General features: G+C 58.6%; 21 protein-coding genes and 3 pseudogenes. 3 read left to right on the forward strand and 21 right to left on the reverse strand.

What is annotated here, in order from left to right; all coding sequences use genetic code 11:
- Positions 1-344: 344 nt before the first annotated feature.
- The 19 genes and pseudogenes from GEU01_RS26840 to GEU01_RS26850 form a co-directional block, all read right to left on the reverse strand.
- Positions 345-3278, reverse strand: coding sequence for an IS110 family RNA-guided transposase (locus GEU01_RS26840; protein WP_019086418.1), 2934 nt, complete (start codon positions 3276-3278; stop codon positions 345-347).
- On the reverse strand, positions 3275-4813 hold the full coding sequence (locus tag GEU01_RS12855) for a Y-family DNA polymerase (RefSeq protein ID WP_265000833.1): 1539 nt from the start codon (positions 4811-4813) through the stop codon (positions 3275-3277). Before GEU01_RS12855 ends, GEU01_RS26840 begins: the two co-directional genes overlap by 4 nt.
- Positions 4713-5489, reverse strand: a complete 777-nt coding sequence (locus tag GEU01_RS12860) for an ImuA family protein (protein WP_010518295.1) — start codon at positions 5487-5489, stop codon at positions 4713-4715. The genes GEU01_RS12855 and GEU01_RS12860 overlap by 101 nt, the downstream gene beginning before the upstream one ends.
- A 323-nt stretch (positions 5490-5812) precedes the next feature.
- On the reverse strand, positions 5813-5965 hold the full coding sequence (locus tag GEU01_RS26315; protein WP_010518348.1) for a hypothetical protein: 153 nt from the start codon (positions 5963-5965) through the stop codon (positions 5813-5815).
- 552 nt (positions 5966-6517) lie between these two features.
- Positions 6518-7354: an IS5 family transposase gene (locus GEU01_RS12875; RefSeq protein ID WP_042710858.1), complete on the reverse strand. Its 837-nt coding sequence runs from the start codon at positions 7352-7354 to the stop codon at positions 6518-6520.
- A gap of 30 nt (positions 7355-7384) precedes the next feature.
- The gene (locus GEU01_RS12880; protein ID WP_019086421.1) at positions 7385-7810 is read right to left on the reverse strand and encodes a LysR family transcriptional regulator; all 426 of its coding nucleotides are present in this window, start codon (positions 7808-7810) and stop codon (positions 7385-7387) included.
- Positions 7811-7927: 117 nt separating this feature from the next.
- The gene (gene fdhD / locus GEU01_RS12885; protein ID WP_019086422.1) at positions 7928-8746 is read right to left on the reverse strand and encodes a formate dehydrogenase accessory sulfurtransferase FdhD; all 819 of its coding nucleotides are present in this window, start codon (positions 8744-8746) and stop codon (positions 7928-7930) included.
- 38 nt (positions 8747-8784) lie between these two features.
- Entirely contained in the window at positions 8785-9207 is a 423-nt protein-coding gene (locus tag GEU01_RS12890; RefSeq protein WP_010516127.1) for a molybdenum cofactor biosynthesis protein MoaE, read from the reverse strand.
- On the reverse strand, positions 9204-9446 hold the full coding sequence (locus GEU01_RS24385) for a MoaD/ThiS family protein (protein WP_010516126.1): 243 nt from the start codon (positions 9444-9446) through the stop codon (positions 9204-9206). The genes GEU01_RS12890 and GEU01_RS24385 overlap by 4 nt, the downstream gene beginning before the upstream one ends.
- Complete coding sequence (locus tag GEU01_RS12900; RefSeq protein ID WP_019086423.1) at positions 9434-10096, reverse strand: NTP transferase domain-containing protein; 663 nt, start codon at positions 10094-10096, stop codon at positions 9434-9436. The genes GEU01_RS24385 and GEU01_RS12900 overlap by 13 nt, the downstream gene beginning before the upstream one ends.
- A 12-nt stretch (positions 10097-10108) precedes the next feature.
- Positions 10109-11194: a GTP 3',8-cyclase MoaA gene (moaA, locus tag GEU01_RS12905; protein ID WP_019086424.1), complete on the reverse strand. Its 1086-nt coding sequence runs from the start codon at positions 11192-11194 to the stop codon at positions 10109-10111.
- A gap of 14 nt (positions 11195-11208) precedes the next feature.
- Positions 11209-13512 (reverse strand): annotated as a pseudogene (locus GEU01_RS22755) (FdhF/YdeP family oxidoreductase).
- Positions 13513-13535: 23 nt separating this feature from the next.
- Complete coding sequence (locus GEU01_RS12915) at positions 13536-14039, reverse strand: nitrate reductase associated protein (protein ID WP_019086427.1); 504 nt, start codon at positions 14037-14039, stop codon at positions 13536-13538.
- A gap of 55 nt (positions 14040-14094) precedes the next feature.
- A complete protein-coding gene (locus GEU01_RS25570) occupies positions 14095-14244 on the reverse strand; it encodes a hypothetical protein (protein ID WP_010516121.1) in 150 nt (49 codons plus the stop codon).
- Positions 14231-15250, reverse strand: coding sequence for a cytochrome d ubiquinol oxidase subunit II (cydB, locus tag GEU01_RS12925; RefSeq protein WP_019086428.1), 1020 nt, complete (start codon positions 15248-15250; stop codon positions 14231-14233). Before cydB ends, GEU01_RS25570 begins: the two co-directional genes overlap by 14 nt.
- A 3-nt stretch (positions 15251-15253) precedes the next feature.
- Complete coding sequence (locus GEU01_RS12930) at positions 15254-16687, reverse strand: cytochrome ubiquinol oxidase subunit I (RefSeq protein WP_019086429.1); 1434 nt, start codon at positions 16685-16687, stop codon at positions 15254-15256.
- A 793-nt stretch (positions 16688-17480) separates the two neighbouring features.
- Positions 17481-17873: a hypothetical protein gene (locus GEU01_RS12935; RefSeq protein WP_232272526.1), complete on the reverse strand. Its 393-nt coding sequence runs from the start codon at positions 17871-17873 to the stop codon at positions 17481-17483.
- 191 nt (positions 17874-18064) lie between these two features.
- On the reverse strand, positions 18065-18364 hold the full coding sequence (locus GEU01_RS26845; RefSeq protein ID WP_019086430.1) for a cupin domain-containing protein: 300 nt from the start codon (positions 18362-18364) through the stop codon (positions 18065-18067).
- 111 nt (positions 18365-18475) lie between these two features.
- Positions 18476-19003, reverse strand: coding sequence for a cupin domain-containing protein (locus GEU01_RS26850; protein ID WP_019086431.1), 528 nt, complete (start codon positions 19001-19003; stop codon positions 18476-18478).
- Between the two features lie 224 nt (positions 19004-19227).
- Here GEU01_RS26850 and GEU01_RS12945 point away from each other — a divergent pair, with 224 nt between their 5' ends.
- Both GEU01_RS12945 and GEU01_RS12950 read left to right on the forward strand, forming a co-directional pair.
- Positions 19228-20235, forward strand: coding sequence for an NAD(P)-dependent oxidoreductase (locus GEU01_RS12945; RefSeq protein ID WP_232272528.1), 1008 nt, complete (start codon positions 19228-19230; stop codon positions 20233-20235).
- Positions 20236-20301: 66 nt separating this feature from the next.
- The gene (locus tag GEU01_RS12950; protein ID WP_019086433.1) at positions 20302-21360 is read left to right on the forward strand and encodes an SDR family NAD(P)-dependent oxidoreductase; all 1059 of its coding nucleotides are present in this window, start codon (positions 20302-20304) and stop codon (positions 21358-21360) included.
- Positions 21361-21413: 53 nt separating this feature from the next.
- On the opposite strand, the gene GEU01_RS12955 is transcribed toward GEU01_RS12950, so the two are convergent.
- Positions 21414-22331: a LysR family transcriptional regulator gene (locus tag GEU01_RS12955; RefSeq protein WP_232272527.1), complete on the reverse strand. Its 918-nt coding sequence runs from the start codon at positions 22329-22331 to the stop codon at positions 21414-21416.
- Positions 22332-22501: 170 nt separating this feature from the next.
- Here GEU01_RS12955 and GEU01_RS26855 point away from each other — a divergent pair.
- Positions 22502-22823 (forward strand): annotated as a pseudogene (locus GEU01_RS26855) (SOS response-associated peptidase); the annotation flags it as partial.
- 24 nt (positions 22824-22847) lie between these two features.
- On the opposite strand, the pseudogene GEU01_RS22765 reads toward GEU01_RS26855, so the two are convergent.
- Positions 22848-23337, reverse strand: a pseudogene (locus tag GEU01_RS22765) (transposase); the annotation flags it as partial.

Here is a 23337-nt window from a genome sequence, read left to right on the forward strand (position 1 = left end):
CTTATGTGGACGGCCTTTACGATGCAAGAGGTCACATTGATTGCATTGTCGTATCTTTCTTCTGCGTATTTTCGCTCCAGCGAAATGCACTGATACTGTCATGATGTGGAGATCCGGTCAGATGCGCCCTTATGTCCGGCCTGTTTATGCGAAATCCTTCGCTGGCCATCATGGGTGTTCGCTTGCGTGTCAGGCACCAATCTGGATCTCGTGCTCAATGGCACATGGGGACATTCGGTATTGCCTGAACTGCTTCTGATTACAGTCTTTCCCATCACGCGGTCAGTGCATACTGCCGGATCTACCGGAGCTTATTCCGGTATCCATCATCCTGGTGGTACATGTCAGACTATAGCGACACTGCGACCGGCCGGACGATAGATCTCTTTGCGCGACAACAAAACCCAGATGATCCGGGCCAGCTTGTTGGCTAACGCCACGGTTGCCAGACGGCCCGGGCGACGTTCCAGAAGCTTGCAAAGCCATACTCCCGCAGCGCTATCCCATTTCTGTGCGCGGTAAAGCATGGATGTTGCGCCCAGAACGAGCATCTTTCTTATTTCCCGGTTGCCCGTTTTGGTAATTCTGCCCAATCGGGTTTTTCCGCCCGATGAATGCTGGCGCGGTACGAGACCAAGCCAGGCTGCGAAGTGCCGGGCCGTATCGAAGGCCCCAATATCGGTAACAGACGCGACAATCAGGGAGGCGGTTACCGGACCAATGCCCGGGATGGTCAAAAGACGGCGAGCATCTTCATCCTGTTTGGCATGTGTCCGGATACCTCCTTCCAGGTTTTCTATGCTTTCGTTCAGTCGACCATACTGTTCAAAGAGCAGCATGGTTGTCTGTTTCAGGGCATCAGGCAGATTGGATGAGGTTTCGATTTTCGCCAGAAGTTCGGGGAGACGGGCATTTCCAAGGGGAACAATCAAACCGAATTCCGCTGCAAGTGCACGCAACGCATTCACCAGCATCGTTTGCTGTTTGACCAGAAGGGTACGAGTTGAGTGCAGCGATAACAGGCTTTGCTGCTCCCGATTTTTAATCGGGACGAAGCGCGTGTCGGGATGGATCGCGGCAAGACAAATCGCGGCGGCATCAACAGCATCGTTTTTCTTGCCACGTTTGACAAATGGTTTGACCATTTCAGGGGGAATGAGTTTTACCTCATGACCGGTGTCACGGATGACACGAGCCCAGTGATGCGACGTGCTACAGGCTTCGAGTACGACCAGGCAGCGCTCCAGCTTTTCAAAGAATGAGATAACTTCACTCCGCCCGAGTTTCTTCTTGAGCAGACATTTTCCGCTTGCGTCCGTGCCATGCACTTGAAAAACAGACTTGGCGATATCCAGGCCGATTATGGTAACTTTCATCCGGGCGGTCTCCTCTGAATGGTCTTCCGACCTCATCATGGCACATTGATGTCGCATGGAGGCCGTCCACCCCATCTGGATGGGGCCGGGCCGGACGATGGCGACCTCGATCACCAGATCATAGAACACCCGGGGCCTGAGCCGCGGCAGCATGGACATCTGGGCGCGGGATTCGATCTGGAACACCCCGATCGTGTCCGCCTTCCGGATCATGGCATAGGTGCGCGGATCCTCGGCCGGGATGGTCTGCAGCGTGTAATGCTGTCCCTTGTGTTCGGCCAGAAGGTCCAGCCCTTTCTTCATGCAGGTCAGCATGCCCAGCGCCAGTACATCGACCTTCATGAATTTCAGGACGTCGATATCGTCCTTGTCCCATTCGATGATCTGGCGACCGTCCATGGCTGCCGGTTCGATGGGCACCAGTTCATCGAGCCGGTCATGGGTCAGGACAAACCCGCCGGGATGCTGCGACAGGTGACGCGGCACGCCGATCAGGCAGCGCGCCAGATCCAGCGTCAGCCGGATCCGCCGGTCGGACAGGTCGATCCCCGTTTCATTCAGCGCGCCCTCATCCAGCTTCCGCCCCCAGCCCCAGATCTGGCCGGACAGGGTGCGGATCAGGTCTTCGGGCAGGCCCATGACCTTGCCGACATCGCGCAGCGCGCCCTTCGCGCGATAACGCGTCACCACGGCGGTAAGGGCAGCATGGTTGCGACCATAATGGCCGTAAATCCACTGGATCACCTGCTCCCGGCGCGCATGCTCGAAATCCACGTCGATATCGGGCGGCTCGCGGCGCTCTTCGGAGACGAACCGTTCGAAGAGCAGCGACGTCCGTGCCGGATCGATGGCGGTAATGCCGAGCACGTAGCAGACAGCGGAATTGGCCGCCGATCCCCGCCCCTGGCACAGGATGCCCTGCGATCGGGCGTAACGGACGATGCTGTGCACAGTGAGGAAATACGGCGCGTAATCCATGCGCCCGATCAGGGCGAGTTCATGGTCGAGGATTTTCCTGACCTCGGGCGGAATGCCTTCAGGATAGGCCGCTGCCGCCCTTTCCCAGGTCAGGGCTTCCAGCGCCTGCTGCGGTGACTGGCCCGGGACGGAGACCTCGTCGGGATACTGGTAGGCCAGGTCATCAAGGCTGAAGCGGCAGCGCTCCACAATATCCGTGGTCCGGGCCAGCGCTTCGGGATACCGGCTGAACAGCCGGGCCATTTCCGCAGGCGGCTTGAGGTAGTGGTCCGCATGGCGCTCACGGGCAAACCCGGCTTCGTCGATGGTGGTGTGGTTACGGATGCAGGTCACCACATCCTGCAGGATGCGCCGGTCATGGGTGTGGAACAGCACGTCATTGGTCACGACGATTGGCACCCGCGCCTGCTGGGCCAGGTTCGCCAGTTCATACAGCCGCATCTGGTCATTGGGCCTGCGCCGCAGGGTCAGCGCCATATAGGCCCCGTCGGCAAAGGCGTCCTTCAGCTTGCGCAGATGCAGGGCGCAGGCATCATCCGCCGTATCCGGGAGCAGGATGACAAGGAGCCCCTCGCCCCATGCCACCAGATCCTCCCAGAGCAGATGGCATTGCCCCTTCCCGGCCCGGGCCTTGCCAAGGCTCAGCAGCCGGCACAACCGGCCATAGGCGACCCGGTCCGTCGGGTAGACCAGCACTGGCGCGAAATCGGCAAGGTCGAGACGGCAGCCCACGACCAGGCGGATACCGGTCTCTTTCGCGGCCACATGGGCTTGCACCATGCCCGCCAGGGAATTGCGGTCACAGATGCCCAGCGCTTCAATGCCAAGGGCCTTCGCCTGCTCAAACAGTTCAATTGGTGAGGATGCGCCGCGCAGGAACGAGAAGTACGTCGTGACCTGCAGTTCGGCGTATGCCACGCTCATTCAAAGAGACCATGCAGGAACCAGCCCTGCGAACCCGTTTCACCATGTTCGCCATCCCCGGTCCGGTAAACCCAGAATGTCTCGCCGCTGGTATCCTCCACCCGGAAGTAATCGCGCACGGTGGTCAGTTCGGCATCCCCTTTCCACCATTCGCCAAAGACGCGCTCGGGGCCATCGGCGCATCTGATCCGACGGCGGATGCCGCGCCAGATGAAGAAGACCGGTGGATGGTCGGGCAACACCGCCATGGTCTGGATCGGCTCGGGACGGGGCAGCAGGCGCGTGGGGCGCGGCCAGTGATCCGGCCACTCCCGTGTATCTTCGGGTGCGAGGGCGGGCACGCGGCAGACGGCCCGTTCCGGCACGTCGCTTTCCACCGGGGCGAAGCGATACAGGGCCTGCATGCCGACACGATTGGCCAGGGTATCGATCAGGTCGGAAACGTCGGCTTCTTCTTCCTCGATCAGGGCGGATACACCCTGGCGATGCAGGATCGGCTCGGCCAGTGACGCGGTCAGCACCATGCGCTCGATCCCGAAGCCCGGATCGATGGTCTCGATCCTGTCACAGAGCAGACGGGTCAGGCGTCTGACGTCCCGCACCGGCATGGCTGTGGCCACGCGGACGGCCTCGGTGCGGCTGTCCACCCGGTGCAGCAGCAGGTCGAGGCGGCGCACGCCCTGCTCGCGTTCCTCCAGCCCGGCGCACAGGGGCGGCACGAGTTTGGTGATGTAGCGGGCAATGGTCTCGGCCGCGCTGATCGGTTCGGCAAAGTTCCGGCTGACCTGCACCGGCGCCTGCAGCCGGACCGGGACAATGGCTTCCGCCTGCCGTCCGAAAGCCTGGTCCAGCCTGCGGGCGACATCCGGGCCGAAGCGCAGGGCCAGCGGCGCGCGCGGCATGCCGGCCAGCGGGCCGATGCGTGACATGCCCAGCCCATGGAGGCCATCGATGATATCCGCTGGCAGGCGCAGGGCCTCGATTGGCAGGTCGGCAATCGCTGCTGCCGTTTCACCGGGCGGCACGAGGGTGATACGTCCCCGGCCATAGCGCGCCAGCGCATGGGCCGCACCCCATGTATCGGCAATCGCGGCCCGGGCCGTGATCCCGGCCTCCTTCAGGCGGGTGACCATGTTCTCCAGCATGGCGGCCTCGCCCCCATGCAGGTGATCGGCACCGGTCGTATCCAGCACGATACCGTCCGGCGGATCGGGTGCCACGATGGGGGCGATGCGGTGCTGGAACCATAGCGCCAGCCGCTCCAGCCCTGCCCGGTCATCGTCCGGGTCGGCGTCCATGATGAGCAGATCGGGATGGAGCGCCTGCGCTTTCGCGACAGGCGTGCCGGGACGCAGGCCCAGCCTGCGGGCGGCGAGATCGACCGACAGCACGACCCGTCGCCGCCCTTCCCGCCCGACGAGTGCCAGCGGGCGGTCAGGCGCGGGCGCGTCGGTGCCCAGCCGCTTCCTGATCCGGTCTGTCGGCCAGAGCGGCAGGTAGAGCGAGACGACACGGTGCCAGTCTCCCTTTGGCATCACAGGCCTCCACTTCGAAATCGGCGCATTCGCCCGCGCGGGCACGGATGAGTTCCAGCAGCCAGCGGGACCGGCCGACGCCGGGCACTGGCAGCAGCACGGATGGCAGGACCGAGACCCGCCACCGGGTGACCGAAGCGGTGGGCTGGCCAAAATCGGCCGCATCCGTCTGCCGTCTCCAGCGCCGTATGGCGATGCCCAGCGCGCCGGATGTCTCGGCCGCCAGTTGCAGGCGGCGCGAGGCGGTCATGGACAGGCGGGCCACCTCGGCCACGACCGCGCCCAGACCCTGATGGCGCAGTGCTTCCTCGAAACAGGCCAGGACATCGACGTCCGAACTGGCCGCGACATAGATGGTCCGTCGCGCTGACAGCCCGACCTGCTGCAGTGCCGGGGCATACAGGTCCTGACGGGTGGCGATCCACAGCACCTTTCCCCGTGTCCGGGCGGCGATCCCGGCAGAAAACAGACCGGATGCTGCTGCATTCAGGGCATCATGACCGCCTCCAGCCACCTCATGCAGCGCGCCCAGCGCCAGGCCGCCATCCGGCAGGCGACCGTCAATCTCGGGCACACCGAAGGGCAGCGCGCCCCGCCTGCGTCGGCTTTGGCCTTCGAGGCGGCTGACCTGCGCTCTCAGCGCCTCCAGCGCGGGACGGGGTTGGGGTGCGGGCATGGGGTCGGACAGTCCATTCGGGTGTTTCTGGTATGGAATTAGCGATTGTGTTCGTTATTTGTTCTGGTACGGTGCCGAATGTCAACCTATTCTCGAGAAGAGTCTGTGATCCGGACGCGGGTACAGGCCTGCCGTCCGATCGTGGCTTGATGAAAAGTGTCTGAAGTACAGGGATTTATCTGGGGCGGTTCTGCAGTGTCTTGCCTACAGGAGTGGAAACTACCCGATAGGGCACCCTTACGCGGACTCGCGAAAGAAAAGCGTGAGGGGCAACCTCTATGCGATAACCAGTAGCCAGCAGGGGATCCGGAAGGCGGACAGAATCACGCCTGAACGTACCGCCAATCCAATCTTCCGCCTTTATCGGACATTTTCTCCAACACCGGTGATCGGGCCAATACCAATATCCGCACTCCCGCCTCGCCGTGGTAGCGACGCTGGAAAAGGGCGAAGCATTGCTGTGTGATGTCGCTCATAGCCTTTTCCGAACCTGAGCGTCCGCCAGATGGGAAATAGTGGTCTATTCACAAAGCCGAGCTGTTCCCGCCCGTCAAAATATCTGAATCTCTGCGCTCTCGACAGACGTTGCCAAATCCTCGAAACATGAAATGACTCACGCGGCAAACTCGAGGCACAGATTTATGCGCGTATCCCAAATGTAAAATATGAAGTCGGCGGGTGTGGCAGATCATGATTGAAGCATGAATCAGTTCCAGGAAAGTAATCTCAGGCCAGACTATCGATTTTACGCCTACAGTTCGGAACCCCACATCGACAAATTTCCGGCAACGCATGCTCCGGCTGAGCAAGATAAGAGGGAACTGTGCTGCGGCTTCCCAGCTAATCTCATCGCCAGGCGGGAAATCGTAAGATTTAGCGCCAGCTAGAACCTGTTTTTCCTTATAAAGTTAATGCATGACAAAGGCCGGGGCTTTGGGACACTCCTCACAATACATGATCCCGATATCTATCTGCTTTATATTCAGCTTTTCAATGATCTCGGCATTAGAGCCTGATCCGAAAGTTTTTCAGCACTGACAATGCCTTGCGGTTCTGCGGGTCAGCATGCGGATTGAGGCGATCAAAGTCCACGCTGTTGACGAGGCTATGGACTTTTCCCAGTCTTTGGCGAGCCGCCTGCAGCGACCGAGCCAGGCGAATGTTCGTTCGACCACCCAGCGGCGAGGCAGAATTTCAAAGCCCTTGGCTGTGTCTGATCGCCTGATGATTTCGACCGTCCATTTTCCCATGCTGGCGAGCGCGGATCGCAGTTTATTACCGGCATAGCCGCCATCGGCGAAGATGTGGCGAAGCCATGGAAAGTGTTTGCGTATTGCCGCCAGGACATCGACAGCCCCGTCACGATCCTGAATGTCAGCGGCATGAACAAGGAGGAAGATCAGGAAGCCGCAGGTATCCGTCAAAATATGGCGCTTGCGACCTTTGACCTTCTTTCCAGCGTCATAACCGGAAATTCTACCACTTTCCGTGGTTTTCACCGACTGGCTATCAATCACGCCCGCGCTCGGGGAGGCCTCACGCCCTTCAATCTCCCGCAGGTTCATGACCAGTACCGTGTTCATCGCTTCGAACAGTCCGGCATCACGCCATGCGTAAAAGTAGAGCCTGACCGTCGAGACCGGTGGAAAGCATTTCGGCAGCAGACGCCACGCACACCTACCCGAGGCGATATAAAGTATCGCGTTTACAACCTCGCGCATATCCGCCGTGCGAGGCCGTCCGCCCCGTTTCGCCGGAGACACGAACGGCATAATCAAAGCCCACTCGGCATCCGTCATATCCGATGGATATCGCAATCCCTCCCGGCTATGTTCGTGTCGGGCAATACCAGTCCATGCCACCATTCACTCCATCTCTTCGCAAAGACGGATGAATCACAACATGCTGGTATTGTTCAAAAACTTTCGGATCAGGCTCTTAGACAGAATCAGAACATCACAGATGAAATCCCCGATATGATTCTTCACAAGATCCATCAGAAGAGGAATGACATGAACTGCAATTGGAACTACGCCGATTTTAATTGTACCAGCCAGCTTCTGATGAGATAGGGAGACGACATTCTGGATTTCTAAAACTCCTCGCAGAATTTCATGTCCCCATCTGAGGATCTGGACACCTTTCGGCGTCAGGCCAAACACTTTCCTCTTCCGGTCGACAATAACAACGCCAAGCTCTTCCTTCATGACACGTATGGCACGTGAAAGGGATGGCTGCGATACGTTGCATGCAGCCGCCGCCTGCGAGAAGCTCTTGAATTTTTCTATCTCCCGAAGATAGTACAGCTGCTTGAGAAACATGTCATACCCCGCGAATACATACTCGCTGGCGACCGGCGCGCGCGATCATTTCCCTATGGATGTGATAATTTTCTTCATGTTCCGGAACGAACAGGATAATGGAAGCTTTTTATTTGTTCAGGATGTGGGATACAATCCCGTAAGACGCCTGCCGCCGCAGAACAGCGTCTGCTCGTCCTGTCGCGCAATGGCAATTAGGGTCTGGTTCATCTTTTCAGCGGTACGGAAGGCGCGATACGTCGGGGCGGAAATCGCGACCACGACGGCAATACCGGCCCGCACTGTCTTGAGCGCCATCTCAAACGAATACCGGCTTGTCAGCAGACAGAAACCCTCGTGGAAAACGTCGGGGTGGCTCGCACGCACACCAATCAGTTTATCAAGCGCATTATGTCGGCCCACGTCCTCCCGGATCATGTGAATATTGCCGTTATTATTCGCCCATGCAGCGGCGTGGACCATCCGTGTCGCCGCGTTCAGCGTCTGCCACTTCCGCAGTTCATGCAATGCATTGCGTATTGCTGTTACCGATAGGGATGGCCCCTCCCCCAACGGGGCTGCTGCTACAGCGTCATATTCCGGTACAGTCTCACTGCCGCATATGCCACAACTCGAATGCCCTGTCTGCATGCGGACATTACGGCGCATGAGCCGCGTCAGCGCCCTGCCCCTTATAAAAATATCAAGGGTCAGACCGTCTTCCGCTGCTACAATGTTCACCGAACGAATATCTGCGACTGAACCGACGATCTGTTCGGTTATACAGTATCCATGGGCGAAGTCCTCCAGATCTGCAGGCGTCATCATCATCGTGCCATACGGAAAGATCCCGTTGAACAGGAGGCTGACCGGTACTTCTTCTGCCACGTTCAGGCTGAAGTTCTCATCCGGACAGGACAGGGCACTGACATCTAGCGAGTAAAAAAGAGTGGACATTATGGCAGCCTCGAACTCAGGTGGGCACGGTTCAGTAGTCAGAGGGTGTGGCACGGCACCCATCCGACCTCACCGCTCGCATAATGCTCCTTTTTCCAGATCGGAACGCGCTGCTTGATTTCATCAATGATGTAACGGCAGGCACTAAAAGCCGCATCGCGATGGGCAGCGGAGACACCAATCCATACTGCCGTTTCACCGACCGGCAGGTACCCAGTCCGATGCATGGCGGTTGCACGGCAGATGGCAAAACGCTGTTTCACCTCCTGCACGATGGCCTGCCCTTCCGTCAGCGCCAGTGGAACGAACGCATTGTAATCGATGCCGGACACGGTCTGACCTTCGTTTGTCTCCCTGACCCATCCCTCAAAAGAACAGAATCCGCCTGCTTCAGGAACCATCAGCGCCCTGCGCAGGGCGCTGATGTCAACCGGCGCATCCGCCATGATGAAGTCGCTCATCCGCCTGTCACCGGTGGTATGAAGACAACATGATCACCTTCGCCCAGAGGCTGCTCCCACGGGGCGAAGGCAGCGTTGATCGCAACACGCATGCAGGCGGGCGCCAGCGCAAAGCCGTATGCAGCACGGAGTTCATCATACAGTGCGGCGGCCGTCGGGGCCGATGTGTGCCGTCTTTCGTGTGCCCGTCCGACTTCATCCTGAAGCTGGGCGAAATACTGTAACTCTATGTTGGGCATTTTACTTCCTGATCAGAACATCCAAGGCGTTTCAACACCCGGTCACGTTCATCAGGTGCATTGATGTTTTCCAGCGCACCTGTTTTTTTTACTTCGAGGAGACGAACCGTTGAATGGGTGAGCATCTGGCGTGGCCGGATCTTCTGCCTTGCCGCCTGCCTGTACAGGGCGGCCAGTGTCGCGGGCTCCCATATCGTACACAGTGGCTCGGGCAATCCGTCGCTCTCACTCAGATAGGCCGTGGCGGCCAGATCCGCGTCGCGTCCCTGAACAAGGGTTGCAAGCGTCATATCATCCAGCATCGGCAGGTCGCAGGCGACAACAAGCCATGCCACATCCAGATAAGCCATATGAGCCGACAGCACGCCGACCATTGGCCCGCCGTCAAGCATGTCCCTGGTCTCCTGCCCGTCCATGATACAGGGATAGGACGCCCGAAGCGGATCATGGCCCTGATCAGACCGTATCGAGATAAAACAGCGCCCAACATGCCGCTCAAGCTGGTCAAAAACACGGGCAAGCTGCGGGCGGCCAGCATAGGACAGGGCCGCCTTGTCCTGCCCCATGCGGCGACTTTCACCACCGGCCAGGACCAGCCCATACAGTAATGCCGTCATGACCTGCTGGCCGGAGAAGATTGGGATGCGCATAAAAAATCCATGTCATCCCCCGATATAATGCATTTCGATTTTTTCCTGCCGGGATGCCTTTTCCCCGCTGACCAAGAATGCCGGCTGACGCGTGCGTTCCTCGCTGTAGCGATCCGTCCGGTGGCGCCAGATCCGCGACAGGGCTGCCCGCAACTGTCTGTCAGCTTCCGCGTCACTGGCGCGCCCGCGCAGGAGCGTGCGCAGATCCGTGCCGGTCGTAGCGAAAAGACAGGTATAAAGCTTGCCATCAGAAGACAGCCGCGCCCGCGCGCATGCACCACAGAATGGCGCGCTAACGGACGAGACAAACCCGATCTCCCCTGCCCCGTCCACATAGCGGTAACGCCGGGCCACCTCACCGTGATAGCGGGGCGGCAGCGCTTCAAGGGGCCACAGCGCTGCAATGCGGGCTCGCAGTTCGCCATAGGGCACGACATCGGCACGGTCCCATCCGTTTCGATTGCCCACATCCATGTATTCGATAAGCCGGACCGTTACACCGGTATGGCGAAAATGTGCCAGGATATCCGGCACATCCATGTCATTCACGCCCCGCTGGACTACCGTGTTGATCTTAACGCCGCCCTCAAAGCCTGCGGCGCATGCGGCATCGATGCCCTCCAGCACGGCAGGCAGGCTTCCCCTGCCGCCGCTCATACGGGCGAATATGACTGGATCGAGACTGTCCAGGCTGACTGTCACTCGCAGCAGTCCGGCCTGACGTAACGCTGGCGCGAAGCGCGGCAGCAGCACGCCATTGGTTGTCAGCGCCACATCCTCAATGCCCGGCAGGGTGCTCAGGCGATGGACCAGGTCAGGCAGGCCGGGCCGCAGGAGGGGTTCCCCGCCGGTCAGCCGTATTTTCGTCACCCCCAGTTCGGCGGCCATGCGCGCGACCTGCTCGATCTCGTCAAAATCCAGCCGTTCCTTCGGGCCAAGAAACCGGAAGCCTTCGTGGTAGGTGGCGTCCGGCATGCAGTAGGGGCACCGGAAGTTGCAGCGGTCCATGACCGAAATGCGCAGGTCGCGTAGCGGGCGGCCAAGCTGGTCTACAGGCGGCACGGCGCGGGCCGCGCGGCTGTTCTGATCGTCCTCCACGGCCGCCTGCCCACTCAGCCCGCGATCCGGATGGGCGGTGCGGATGCAACACTTTCCACTACCCTGACCGGAATGGATTTGGCCGCAGGCGTTCCACTGATCTCGTCGAAATAGTCCAGCGGCAGCAGCGGGTTCAGTTCCGGGTAGTATCCGGCTATGGCGCCGCGCGGCATGGGGTAGTCGAGCACGTTTAGTCCATCGACATAGCGCCTGATCCCGTCATTGCTGTAGGTTTCAAGGCCGATCACATCCCCGTTCGCAAGACCACGTTCGGCCATGTCATCCTTGTTCATGAACACGACAAGACGGGTGTTGTACACGCCGCGATAACGGTCACTGTTGCTGTAGATGGTTGTATTGTACTGATCGTGCGAACGGATGGTGGCTAGGCGCAACATGGCCTTATCCTTGACCGGCACATCGACTTCCAGCCCCGGCAGCAAGAGAAAATTCGCCTTACCATTTGGCGTATTCCACACGCGGCGACGGGGTGGAATGTCGAGGTGGAAGCCATGCGGGTTCTTGATCCTTTCGGAAAAATCCGCATAGATTTCAGGATAGACGTCGGCAATCCTGTCCCGGATCAGGGTGTAGTCGGCCATGTAATCCGCCCACGGCGTGCGGGAGTTGGGCAGCGTTGCCATAGCCATGCGGCACACGATCTCCGTCTCTGGCAGTACGTGTTCGCTCACGGGTTCAAACACGCCACGCGATGCCGTGACATTCGCCATTGCATCCTCAATGGTCACGAACTGCTCGCCTGCCTGCGTGCGGATGATCTCCGAACGGGCCACAACCGGCAGGATGAGCGCGTCCCTGCCATGCACCAGATGCCCCCGGTTCAGCTTTGTCGCCACGCCCACCGTCAGGTTGAGGTTGCGCATGGCGGCGTAGGAGCGGTCCGTATCGGGCACGGCGCGGATGAAATTGCCCCCCATGCCAAAGAATACCCTGGCGGTGCCCGCTTCCATCGCCTCGACCGCTTCCAGCACATGGTGCCCGTGTTCGCGCGGGGGTTCAAAGCCGAAGACATCCCGCACCCGGTCCAGATAGGCCTGGGTCGGTTTTTCATCAATGCCCACCGTGCGGTCGCCCTGCACGTTGGAATGGCCACGGATCGGCGCGATACCGGCGCCGGGCTTGCCAAAATTGCCGCGCAGCAGCAGCAGGCTGGCCACCTGCTGGATCAGGCGCGATCCTTCCTGATGCTGCGTAAGCCCCATGCCGTAACAGATGATCGTGGCATTGGATTTCATGTAAATATCCGCGATCTTGCGGATCTGTGCCTCGGTTATGCCCGAGATGCGGGTGATGTCCGCCCAGTTGCAGCCCATCACATCATCACGCAGGGCTTCGATGCCTGCGGTGTGTTCGTGGATGAAGTCAAGGTCCAGCACGTTCTCGCCGCGCGCCTCGGCCTCAAAAAGCGCCTTCATCATGCCCTTGAAGATGGCCAGATCGCCCCCGATGCGCACATGCACGAATTCACTGGAAATCGGGGTCGAGCCGAACGTGCCCATCTGCAGGATGTCCTGCGGCTCGGTAAAGCGGATCAGCGCCCGCTCGGGCATCGGGTTGATCAGGACAATCGGCACGCCGCGTTTGCGGGCTTCGACCAGGTTGGTCATCATGCGCGGCGAATTGGTGCCCGTATTCTGGCCCACCACGAATATCGCCTAGGCATGCTCGAAATCGCTCATGACGATCGTGCCCTTGCCAATGCCGATGGCAGGCGGCAGGCCACGGCTGGTCGGCTCGTGGCACATGTTCGAGCAGTCGGGGAAATTGTTGGTGCCGAACTCACGCACGAAGATGGAATACAGGAACGCGGTCTCGTTTGCCGTGCGGCCGGATGTGTAGAACTCGGCCTGGTGCGGGCTGTCGAGGGCACGCAGGTGCTGGCCGATCAGGGCGAATGCGTCATCCCATGCCACGGGCACGTAGCGGTCACTGTCAGCATCGTAGCGCATCGGCTCGGTCAGGCGGCCCTGCATTTCCAGCCAGTAATCGCTTTTTTGCATCAGTTCGGTGACGGTGTATTTTTCAAAGAATTCCCGCGTTACACGTCCCTTTGTGGCTTCATGCGCCAGCGCCTTGGCCCCGTTTTCACAGAATTCCAGCGTCTTGCGATGGTCGGGATCGGGAAATGCGCAACTGGGGCATTTGAAACCTCCGGGCTGGTTCATGGACAAGAGCCCGCGTGATCCCTTGACCAGCACGCTCTGTTCCATCAGCACTTTCGCGGTGGCCCCGGCCGCCCCCCACCCGCCTGCCGGATGATGATAGGGTTTGTATTCAGGCGTTTTTTCGTTGCTCATGCTCTTGACCCTCTCGGCTTCATTCAGTTGGGCAGGCGTGTGTGGGCACCCGCATCATGCAGCACCCCGGCATGCTGGTGCAGCAGGCCGAATTCCCGCATGGCGGGCACGAAGTTTTCATTCTCATGCTTTGAGCGGGCCAGCTTGACCAGCGCAAACCGCTGGAGCGGCTGCAGGGCGGCCCATTGGGCAGGCGTTGGGGGCGCTATGCCATCAGCCTGCGCCTGGGTCCTGACCGTATCGGGCATGTGGTTCGCATCGCGCCAGGCTTCCAGCCCACGGGTTGCAAGCTGGCGCAGCGGCTCGTCGCTGCGGGTTGCGATCAGGTGGGCGACCAGCGCGCGGTAGGCGGCCTGCTCGGGCACGGTCTCGCACGGCAGGTCGGCAAGCTGGCCCCTTTCCTCGCGCGTAAACCGGCTCCACTGGCGCAGGCTCAGTTTGATGCCGACAATATCAAGCTTCTGGCGGGCGATCATTGGAATGCACCGCAGGGAGCCTGCGAAGTCACGTTCAAAGTCAAAAAGCATTGGACCAGATCCCTTATCGGAAGGCGGGGAATATCAGGCGGCCCTACCGCCTGTTTTATTTCGGAACGATCAGGTGCAGCAGGGATGCCGCCCCGAAAAACACGCCGGTGCTCAACGACCAGATCACAACGAACCATGCAATCCGTGCCCCGGCGCGCGGTGGCGCGTTATCGCCGTTCCCCTGGACAATATCAGTGATACCCATCGGTTTCCGTCACCTTTCCGCGAAAGACATGGTAGGAATAGATCGTGTAGGTCAGGATGATCGGCAGCAGGATGGCGGTGCCGATCAACTGGAAGAACTGGCTGGATGGCGGGGAGGACACATCCCACAGCGTCAGGCCCGGCGGCACGGCATAGGGCCAGACCGTAATCCCCAGCCCGGACAGGCACAGGAAGAACCAGCCCAGCGCGCACAGGAACGGCCCCTTGGAGTGCCCCCTGCGCAGCCCCATGATAAACAGCCCTCCCAGCATGACCACCAAAACCGGCACGGGGGCAACGAACGCGATGTTTGGCCAGTCGGTCCAGCGGCGCAGGTAGGGTGCGTGCAGCAGCGGTGTCCACAGGCTGACCGCCACAATGCCGATGAACAGGCCCACGGCCAGCCGGGCGGCCCAGCGGCGGCAGGATTCCTCCAGCACGCCGGTGGTGCGCCAGATCAGCCACGTCGCACCCAGCAGGGCGTAACCGCACATGACGGACAGGCCACACAGGACGCTGAACGGGGTGAGCCAGTCGAGCGGGCCACCGGCAAAGGCGCCATCAACAACCCTGATGCCCTGCACCACGCCGCCGAGGATCGTGCCCTGACAGAAGGCGGCTATGGCGGAGCCTGCCATGAAGCCGGCATTCCACATCCCTTCCCTTCCTGTGCCGCGCGTCATGACACGGAATTCAAACGCCACACCGCGAAAGATCAGCGCGAGCAGCATCAGTACGATCGGCAGGTAGAAGGCGGGCAGCAGGGTGGCGTAGGCACCGGGGAAGACCCCGTACAGCACAGCCCCGCCCAGTACCATCCATGTCTCGTTGCCATCCCATACGGGGGCGATGGTGTTGACCATCACATCCCGACGGTCCGGGTGACGTTCGAGCGCGAACAGCATCCCGATTCCGAGGTCAAAGCCATCAAGCACGACATAGATCGAAATGGCGGCCACGAGAATGACAGCCCATATGATGGGGAGCCAGTATGCGAAGTCCATCATGCCTCAGGCTCCTTTGCCAGTAGAGGGATCAATCACGCCCGGATGCATGCTGGTGGCCAGAATCCCGGATGCGTGGGATGGCGGGGTATCATGCTCGCCTTCCTGCGGCGCGCGTCCCAGCATGCGCACCAGAATGCCCAGACCTGAGCCGAACACCAGCACGTAGACCACCACGAACGCCGTCATCGAAAACGCCATGGAGGACAGGGCAACGGGTGATACGCTGTCAGATGTGCGCAGCAGGCCATAAACGGTCCAGGGCTGGCGGCCGACTTCCGTCGTGATCCAGCCGCACAGCAGGGCCAGGAAGCCCGCCGGCGCCATGCAGAGTGCGACACGGTGGAAGACCGGATTGGTAAACAGCGTGCTGTTCCGCCGCAGCCACAGCGACCACAGCCCCACCAGCATCATCAGCATGCCAAGGGCGACCATGATGCGGAAAGAGAAGAAGATGACCGGTGAAGGCGGCCGCTGGTCACGCGGGAAGTCCTTCATGCCCGGCACCTTGCCGTTCAGGCTGTGCGTCAGGATCAGCGATCCGGCCAGCGGCAGTTTGACAGCATAATCCGTATGCTCAGTCTTCATGTTGGGAATGCCGAACAGCAGTTCGGGCGCATGATCTTCCGAGACCCAGTCCCCTTCCATCGCAGCAATCTTGGCGGGCTGGTATTTGAGCGTGTTCAGGCCATGCGCGTCGCCAGCAAGGATCTGGAGGGGGGCTACGATCGCCGCCATCCACATGGCCATGGAGAACATGACCCGCACCGGCTCGCTGGAGATCTTTCCGGCCTTGCGGGCCCTGAGCATATGCCACGCCCCCGTGGCCCCCACGATGAAGGCAACCGACAGGAACGCCGCCAGACCCATATGCACCAGGCGGAACGGAAAGGACGGGTTGAAGATAATGGCCAGCCAGTCAGCGGGCATGAAGCGCCCGGTGGTCGGGTCAATGGTGTAACCACGCGGGGTCTGCATCCATGAATTGGAGGACAGGATCCATGTCATGGAAATCAGGGTGCCGACCGATACGCAGCATGTGGCTGCAAAATGCAGCCTGCGCCCCACCTTGTTCATGCCGAACAGCATGACGCCGAGGAAGCCTGCCTCGAGGAAAAAGGCGGTCATGACCTCATAGGACAGCAGCACGCCGGTAATCGGCCCGGCTTTTTTGGAAAAGATCGACCAGTTGGTGCCAAACTCATACGACATGACCAGTCCCGAGACGACGCCCATGCCAAAGACAATGGAGAATACCTTGATCCAGTACCGGTACAGGTCAAGGAATACGGATCGTCCGGTCCTGAGCCACAGCCCCTCCAGAACAGCCAGATAAGCCGCCAGCCCGATTGAAAAGGCCGGAAAAATGATATGGACGCCTACGGTAAAGGCGAACTGAAAGCGCGCCAGAAGGAGTGCTGGATCATGTGCGTACTGCATCGATACTTTCCAAAACTTATGACGAGAGAAAGAAATACAAATAAGTTCTCGGCATATCGGTTCCGTGCAATGAACTGGCCTGAAAGGCCGCTGCATGCCCCGGTGTCCCAGAAAACGTAGTAGATCAATCAGACGCATGGCGTCCAAGAGGGATTATACATAAGATCATAAACAGCGTTTATAAGCGTATTATTTATAGGATATGTGTAGTTATGTAGAAATATAGACAATCGAAAATATGAATAACCGATCATAAGATATTAGCGCGGATCTCCCGGTTTTAGGCACATAAAGGCGTCATCGGTTGCTCCGGTTATCCATTCTGAATATGATGCAAATGAAGCAAAGTTTTCCTGTGGACCTGTTATGTCTGCATTCCTGATCATACGGAATTGAATGGAAATGCGAGACGCATGGCCGGAAAAAATGCTGGCGTGATGGCCGTAACGTATTGCGATGTGAGGCTAATCCTGGAGTTCCCTTAAGAGATGGTGGCTGGTTTTGTGTGCTTTAAACTCTCAGGGCACGTCGGAAGACAAATATCAGTCATCTGCATGATCCCGCCTGGAACCTGCCAATCAACCGCACAGCGTAGGCTCCGTGCACGACGCAACAAACGACTAGGGTTCTTTATTTGGAAATGAACCAACGCCAGCAATACGTTCGTGTCAGTATCTCTATTATTACCTCGAGCATGCCCGAGCATAGCGATATCGCCATGCGAGACGGTATCATATTGGATTAACGCGAACCGGGCAGAGCGTGGCAGGACATTTCCCGGATAGTAATATCACTACTGAACATACGTGGAATCTGGCTGGATCTTTGCCATTTCTGCACGGGCAAAATCCTGCACCTGAAGATAGCTCGAATTGTCACCAACAAAAGCACAGTGACAGACGTGAGTATCATAAAACACGTAAGCCGGAGTCCCGTTCAGCATCATCATCTGCAATGTATTGGGTTCGATAGACTTGGACCACGACTGCGCATGAAATTCGTCGGATGAAAGACGCTTGAAATGATTTTGTACCAAGCGTCGATCATAGGCCTGATCGACATCCGCAGGCCATGTGCAGCCGGCCAGCAACACAACCAGACTCAATATCCCGAAGGCTTTCATATCCGTTTTCATTTTCATACGACCCGACCAGTCAAGCAGATGTCTTAAGATCTGGCGCCGCAATCTCAATATTCTCCCTGTCTCAGCGATGCCAATCGTGTTGCCAACTCCGATTACACCAGGTGCTCATAGAGAGGACACTGCAGCGGAGATGACGGACGGGAGAGCGCAACAGCGTTGACCTGAGACCCTCCCGCTGAAGAAGTCAGAAAGATGCGCAATAGAATATGTGACTTCCTTGCGCATTCCAGGCCTCAGGCGAACCGGATATCCAGCGTGCGGAGATACGTCTGCAGGCCGGCGTACTGTATTGGAATCAATCGGGCCTCAGCACCGGATTCATTGAAGTGCGCGTGCCAGTAGCCCGGCGGGGTCACAAAAACGCATCCTGATTCCCAGTCTACCCGCGTGGGGTCCTTGATCTGGCCGTTTTCGTCGAGCTCGGTGCCAACCAGGGAATAGCAGCCCGGCTCACACTCGACGATATAATCCAAAGCAATCGACTGATGGCGGTGCGGCTTCTGTTCGGTACCCGCACCAATCGTCCCATACATCGCCCAAAGGGTATGCGTAACAGTCCGCGTCAATGGAAACTCTTCGGCGGCGAGCAGAACGCTGATACGGCTCCGCTCCGCAGCCGCTGGTGAGCGCCTCACCCGGTCAAGTTATCGGTTCGCATCCGCGGACCGAAACAGAACCGGGCGGAACCGGGCCGTATCAACGCGCGCACCAAGATAGGTCAGCAGCGGCGCATCGTGTACTGCATAAAGCGCAGCGTCAGACGAGGCTGTGAGCATGACGCCGTCAATCGCGGGAACAGCGAAGAAGTCGCCATGGCTCCACTCGAACGCAACATCACCGTTGACGGCGCGCCCCTGGCCACGGATGACATAGAACACGATCGATGTCGCATTCGGCTCCATTTCGATCGTATCGCCTGCGTTGATGCGGACAAAACTTGCCAGCAGGCCGGGACCTGTTGCCGGGCCCGGACACTTCAAAGCTGTGCTCAGATCAAGGGGAACGATCCGACTTTCTCCGCCCGCATACAGCGATGGAGAAAAGAAGTGGTAGGGAACACGCGGCGTCAAGGTCGGCCGGATCGGATTGGCGGCCTTGCTATATTCATAGAACTGTCCCTGGGCGACGGTATCACGCGCGTCGGTCCCGGGATCAATCACCAGACTATCCATTTTTGCTCTCCATTCTGTCGCGGAGCCAGATAAGGGCACGCGATGCTCTGGATAACCGGCCTGGCATTGCTCCCGCTACCTAAGGCGCGGCAAATGACTTTTGCCAAAATTGACATGGTGGCGACGCGCCATCCGTCCTACCGGAGAGTCAGTGAACTTCCACGCTATGCGATCTCGCCTACCGACCCCTCCAATCCGGAATCCAGAGGTCGATGCGAGCCTACATGTCAGTGAGGTTCGTCTATGAACGACAGGAGAATCAAGTGAATCAGTCTGCGCAGTCAACTGTTTCGCCGAGCCAGACGGACGTGCCCCGGACCGGCTCTCCACGCCCGCGCGTCGGCCTTGTGGGATTAGGCCATATGGGTTCCGCGTTTGCCCAGAATCTGGTGAGTTGCGGCTACCAGACGGTTGTTTTCGATCGCAATGCAACCAAACGGGACGCATGCGCAGGTGCACAACCGGTTGACTCCCTTGCCGGACTGTCTCAGTGCGACATTATCTTCTCTTTGTTGCCTAACGACGCTGCTCTCTCTTCTGTGACCGAAGGCCATTCCGGCCTGATCACCGTCATGAAGAAAGGGGCTGTTCACGTCTCGACGAGCACGGTCAGTCCCACGATCGCAAGGCATCTGGCGGGCCTGCATCAAAGTAGTGGTCAGGGTTACGTTGCCTCTCCCGTGCTTGGCAATCCTGACCTCGCGAAGGCGCGGAAAGTGTTCTTCATGGTCGCAGGCCCTGCCGATCACGTCGCCTCGGCAGTTCCTGTCATACAAAACCTGGGTCAGCATATCTTCCTGATGGGGGATGACCCTGGTCATGCCAACCTGATGAAATTGGCTGCAAACGTGATGATTGCAACTACTTTGGAAAGCATGGGAGAAACCCTGGCACTTCTCCGCAAGGGCGGCATTTCCGCTGAACTCGGTTTCGACGTTCTGACGAACTCACTTTTTGATTCGAAAGTCCATAAGGCCTACGGCGGAAAAATCCTGCACGAACGCTACCGTCCCGCCGGAATGGTCGTACCGCTGGCGCTCAAGGATATGCGCCTCGCCTTAACCGAGGCCGAACACGCCACAACCCCCATGCCTTTTGCAAGCCTCGTGCGAGACCGCATGGTCGCAATGATGGCACGAGGTTGGGAAACGCTCGATTGGTCAGCCCTGGGGCTCCTTGCGTCCCGGGACGCCGGGCTGCCTTCAGATCCCGGACTTTCTGACCTCTTCTAGTAGTTACAGATTCTAGTTACAGACGGCCAACTTCCAGCCGTAACTTGCCCGAAAGGAAATAATTTGATGCCTACTCAAAACCAGAATGATCCGCTGAGCAGCCCGGCCCGTCGCTCCATCCTCGCGCTTGGCGGCGGCGTCGCGGCAGTCGGACTGGCAGCATCTACACTCAATACAGCTTCAGCATCCGAACGCCCGGTCGCGGAACCGGTCAGCGGGCCCTACCCTGTCCCGCCGCCTGAAAAAACGGCAGGGCCGATAAAACCGGCTCGCGGCACAAACCTGACCGGCAAAGTTGCCGTCGTTACAGGCGCAGCTCGCGGTATAGGTCGCGCCATCGCAGTTGAGTTCGCAGCCAATGGCGCAGACGTCATCGCACTGGATATCGCGGGGCCAGTGAGCCCGACAGCCGATGCTGCCCCCGCAACAAAAACCGAACTGGAGGAAACGGTAGCGCAGATTCGCGCTTATGGGCGCCGGGGCGAGGCGATCGTTGCCGACATTCGTAAGATCAAGCAACTCCGCTCGGCGGCCGACCATATTGAACGGACCTACGGAAAAATCGACTGCGTCGTCGCGAATGCGGCTATCCAGGGGTGGAAACCCCTGCTTGAAATGGCTGACAACGACTGGGAGGATCAAATCCAGAACAACCTTACCGGTACGGCCAATACCGTGCGTGCGTTCGCACCAAAAATGGTGGCACGGAAATATGGACGACTGATTCTTCTTTCTTCCATGCAAGGCCGGATGGGCACGATGAGCGGTGCATCCTACTCGGCGTCTAAGTGGGGTATCCTTGGCCTGATGAAGTCGGCGGCACTGGAGCTTGGGCGCTACAATATAACATGCAATGCTATTCTTCCGGGCCTGGTTGGAACTGCGCTCACTTATAACGAACAAAGATTCCGGGCCGCGATAGCGCAGTCAAATAAGGCAGTTTCGCCGTATCCTACCGCTCAGGAAACGTGGGACGCCCGTGCGCCGACCGTTCCCCTTGGCGTAGGCTGGCTCCAGCCTGAAGATATCTCGCCTATGGCCGTATTTTTGGCATCGGACGCAGCCGCACTTGTGACCGGCGCAGAAATGGCAGTTACCGGGGGAGACGCTGCAAAAGTAAGCTAGTGCAGACCGGCTGGGCGGTTCCGAGTATTGGGTGCCGCCCATTAATACCCATCTCACCCGAGAGAGTCTTTAAGTTGGCGCGCCATGAAATTGATGAAACTTTTTACTTTCGGCGCAACAACTTTCTTGGGGGGATAAACTGCCCAGATGGCCCGTTCCGCTCCCGGGGCTAGAACCCACTCGAATTGCTCGAGAACCCGTACGAGTTTTCCTGCTTTTATGTCTTCCCCAATCAGCCAGCTTGGCAAAAGTGCCAGACCAATCTCGCTCAAAGTCGCTTCAAGAAGAGCTTCGGAATCATTTGCTTTCACAGCCCCGCTCACGGACAGCTTTTCGAACTGAGCCTCTGGCTTGCCACAAGGCCTAAAATACCATGCACTTCCTGCCTGGACGGTAAAAAACAGGCAACTATGATTTGTCAGATCCCCAGGACAGACAGGCAAACCTGCGCGTTTTATATAACTAGGGGCAGCGACAAGAATGCGTGACTGACCAGCCAGCCGCTTTGCGACAAGGGTAGAATCAGGGAGCGCACCAATACGGATCGCAACATCGGTACCGCTTTCTATTAGATCAACCGTGGCATCCGTTAATGTTGCGTCAATGCGGATTTCCGGGAACGATGTCAGAAAGGCCGACATATGTGGCATCACATGCCGTCGGCCGAAAGCGGCAGGGACATTTATGCGTAATATGCCTCGCGGCGAAGAATTGTGTAAGGTTACTTCTTCGCGGGCGATATCCAGGTCACCAAGGATACGACTGGCCCGTTCCTGCAACAAGGCGCCGGCCTCGGTCAGATGGAGACCACGTGTCGTACGATTGAATAACGCGACGTCGAGGTCCGCCTCCAGCCGGGAAATATGGCGTGATACCGTGGATACCTCCATGCCCTGTTCAGCGGCGACCCCCGAGAAGCTCCCAATCTGGGCAGACCGAAGGAAGACCCGCAACGCAGTAAAATAGTCCACAACCCGCTTCCCCAAGAGATAACAGGTTCTTTCATATCGACATATAAGGGGGCCTTACAATCACGTGTCCCCAAAATGGAGAGCAAGGATAACAAAATCAGCATTTTACTGCCATAGCGACGGAACCTGCCAGAGGCGTTTGACGCTTACCTGAATAGTCTGTTGCAACACCGAACACCATAGCGCCCGTCGTGTGAAAAATACGCGGGATGGTCGAGAACTGCTCATGGCACGATGGGACATGCCCACTCGGCCGGGATACCTGAAAGGTCACAGGGGAGAACGGGACGTGACCAATATCCGCAATCCCGCATTGACCTGATGGAAGCGTTGTGAAGATGTGGCGCATCATGGCTTGGTGCCGCTCACGGCCTTTCCCGAACCGGAGCGCCTGCCGGATGGGACCAGGAGACCCGTCTGATTTGTTCGTAGCGACGGCGCACCTCGCGCTCTTTTCGCAGAAACGGGTGTTGGTGGACGTTAGTGCGTAAGGACGAAGGCTCCCATAGCAAGCAGCTAGTTACCTGAATCTGAAGTTCGGCTCATTGTCTTGTGACAAAAGCGTTTCACTGAGGCGAGAATCTGGTCGGCTGATTTGACCCACCGATACGGCCTTGGATTTTCGTTATGTGCGTCGATAAAAGTTGTGATGTCGGCTTCGAGTGCGGTTGTTAACCGATGCACGCCGCGTTGGAGTTGCTTGCGCGTCAGTTCGGCGAACCAGCGCTCTACCTGATTGATCCAGGAAGCCGAGGTGGGCGGCGTGCGAGCCACGTCTTGATCATGGACGTTTTATGCGTGGCGTAATTGTCCATCACAAGATGAACATCCAGGTCACCAGGGATCTCAGCGTCGATACATTTCAGGAAGTCCAGAAATTCCGTGGTACGATGACGTTTATAGCATTTGCCGATCACCGCACCTGTTGCGATGTCGAGGGCTGCAAACAGCGACGTCGTACCGTTCCGGAGATAGGTATGGGTACGTCGTTCCGGCACGCCCGGTA

The sequence above is a fragment of the Komagataeibacter europaeus LMG 18890 genome (assembly GCF_000285295.1).
Classification (GTDB): Bacteria; Pseudomonadota; Alphaproteobacteria; order Acetobacterales; family Acetobacteraceae; genus Komagataeibacter; species Komagataeibacter europaeus.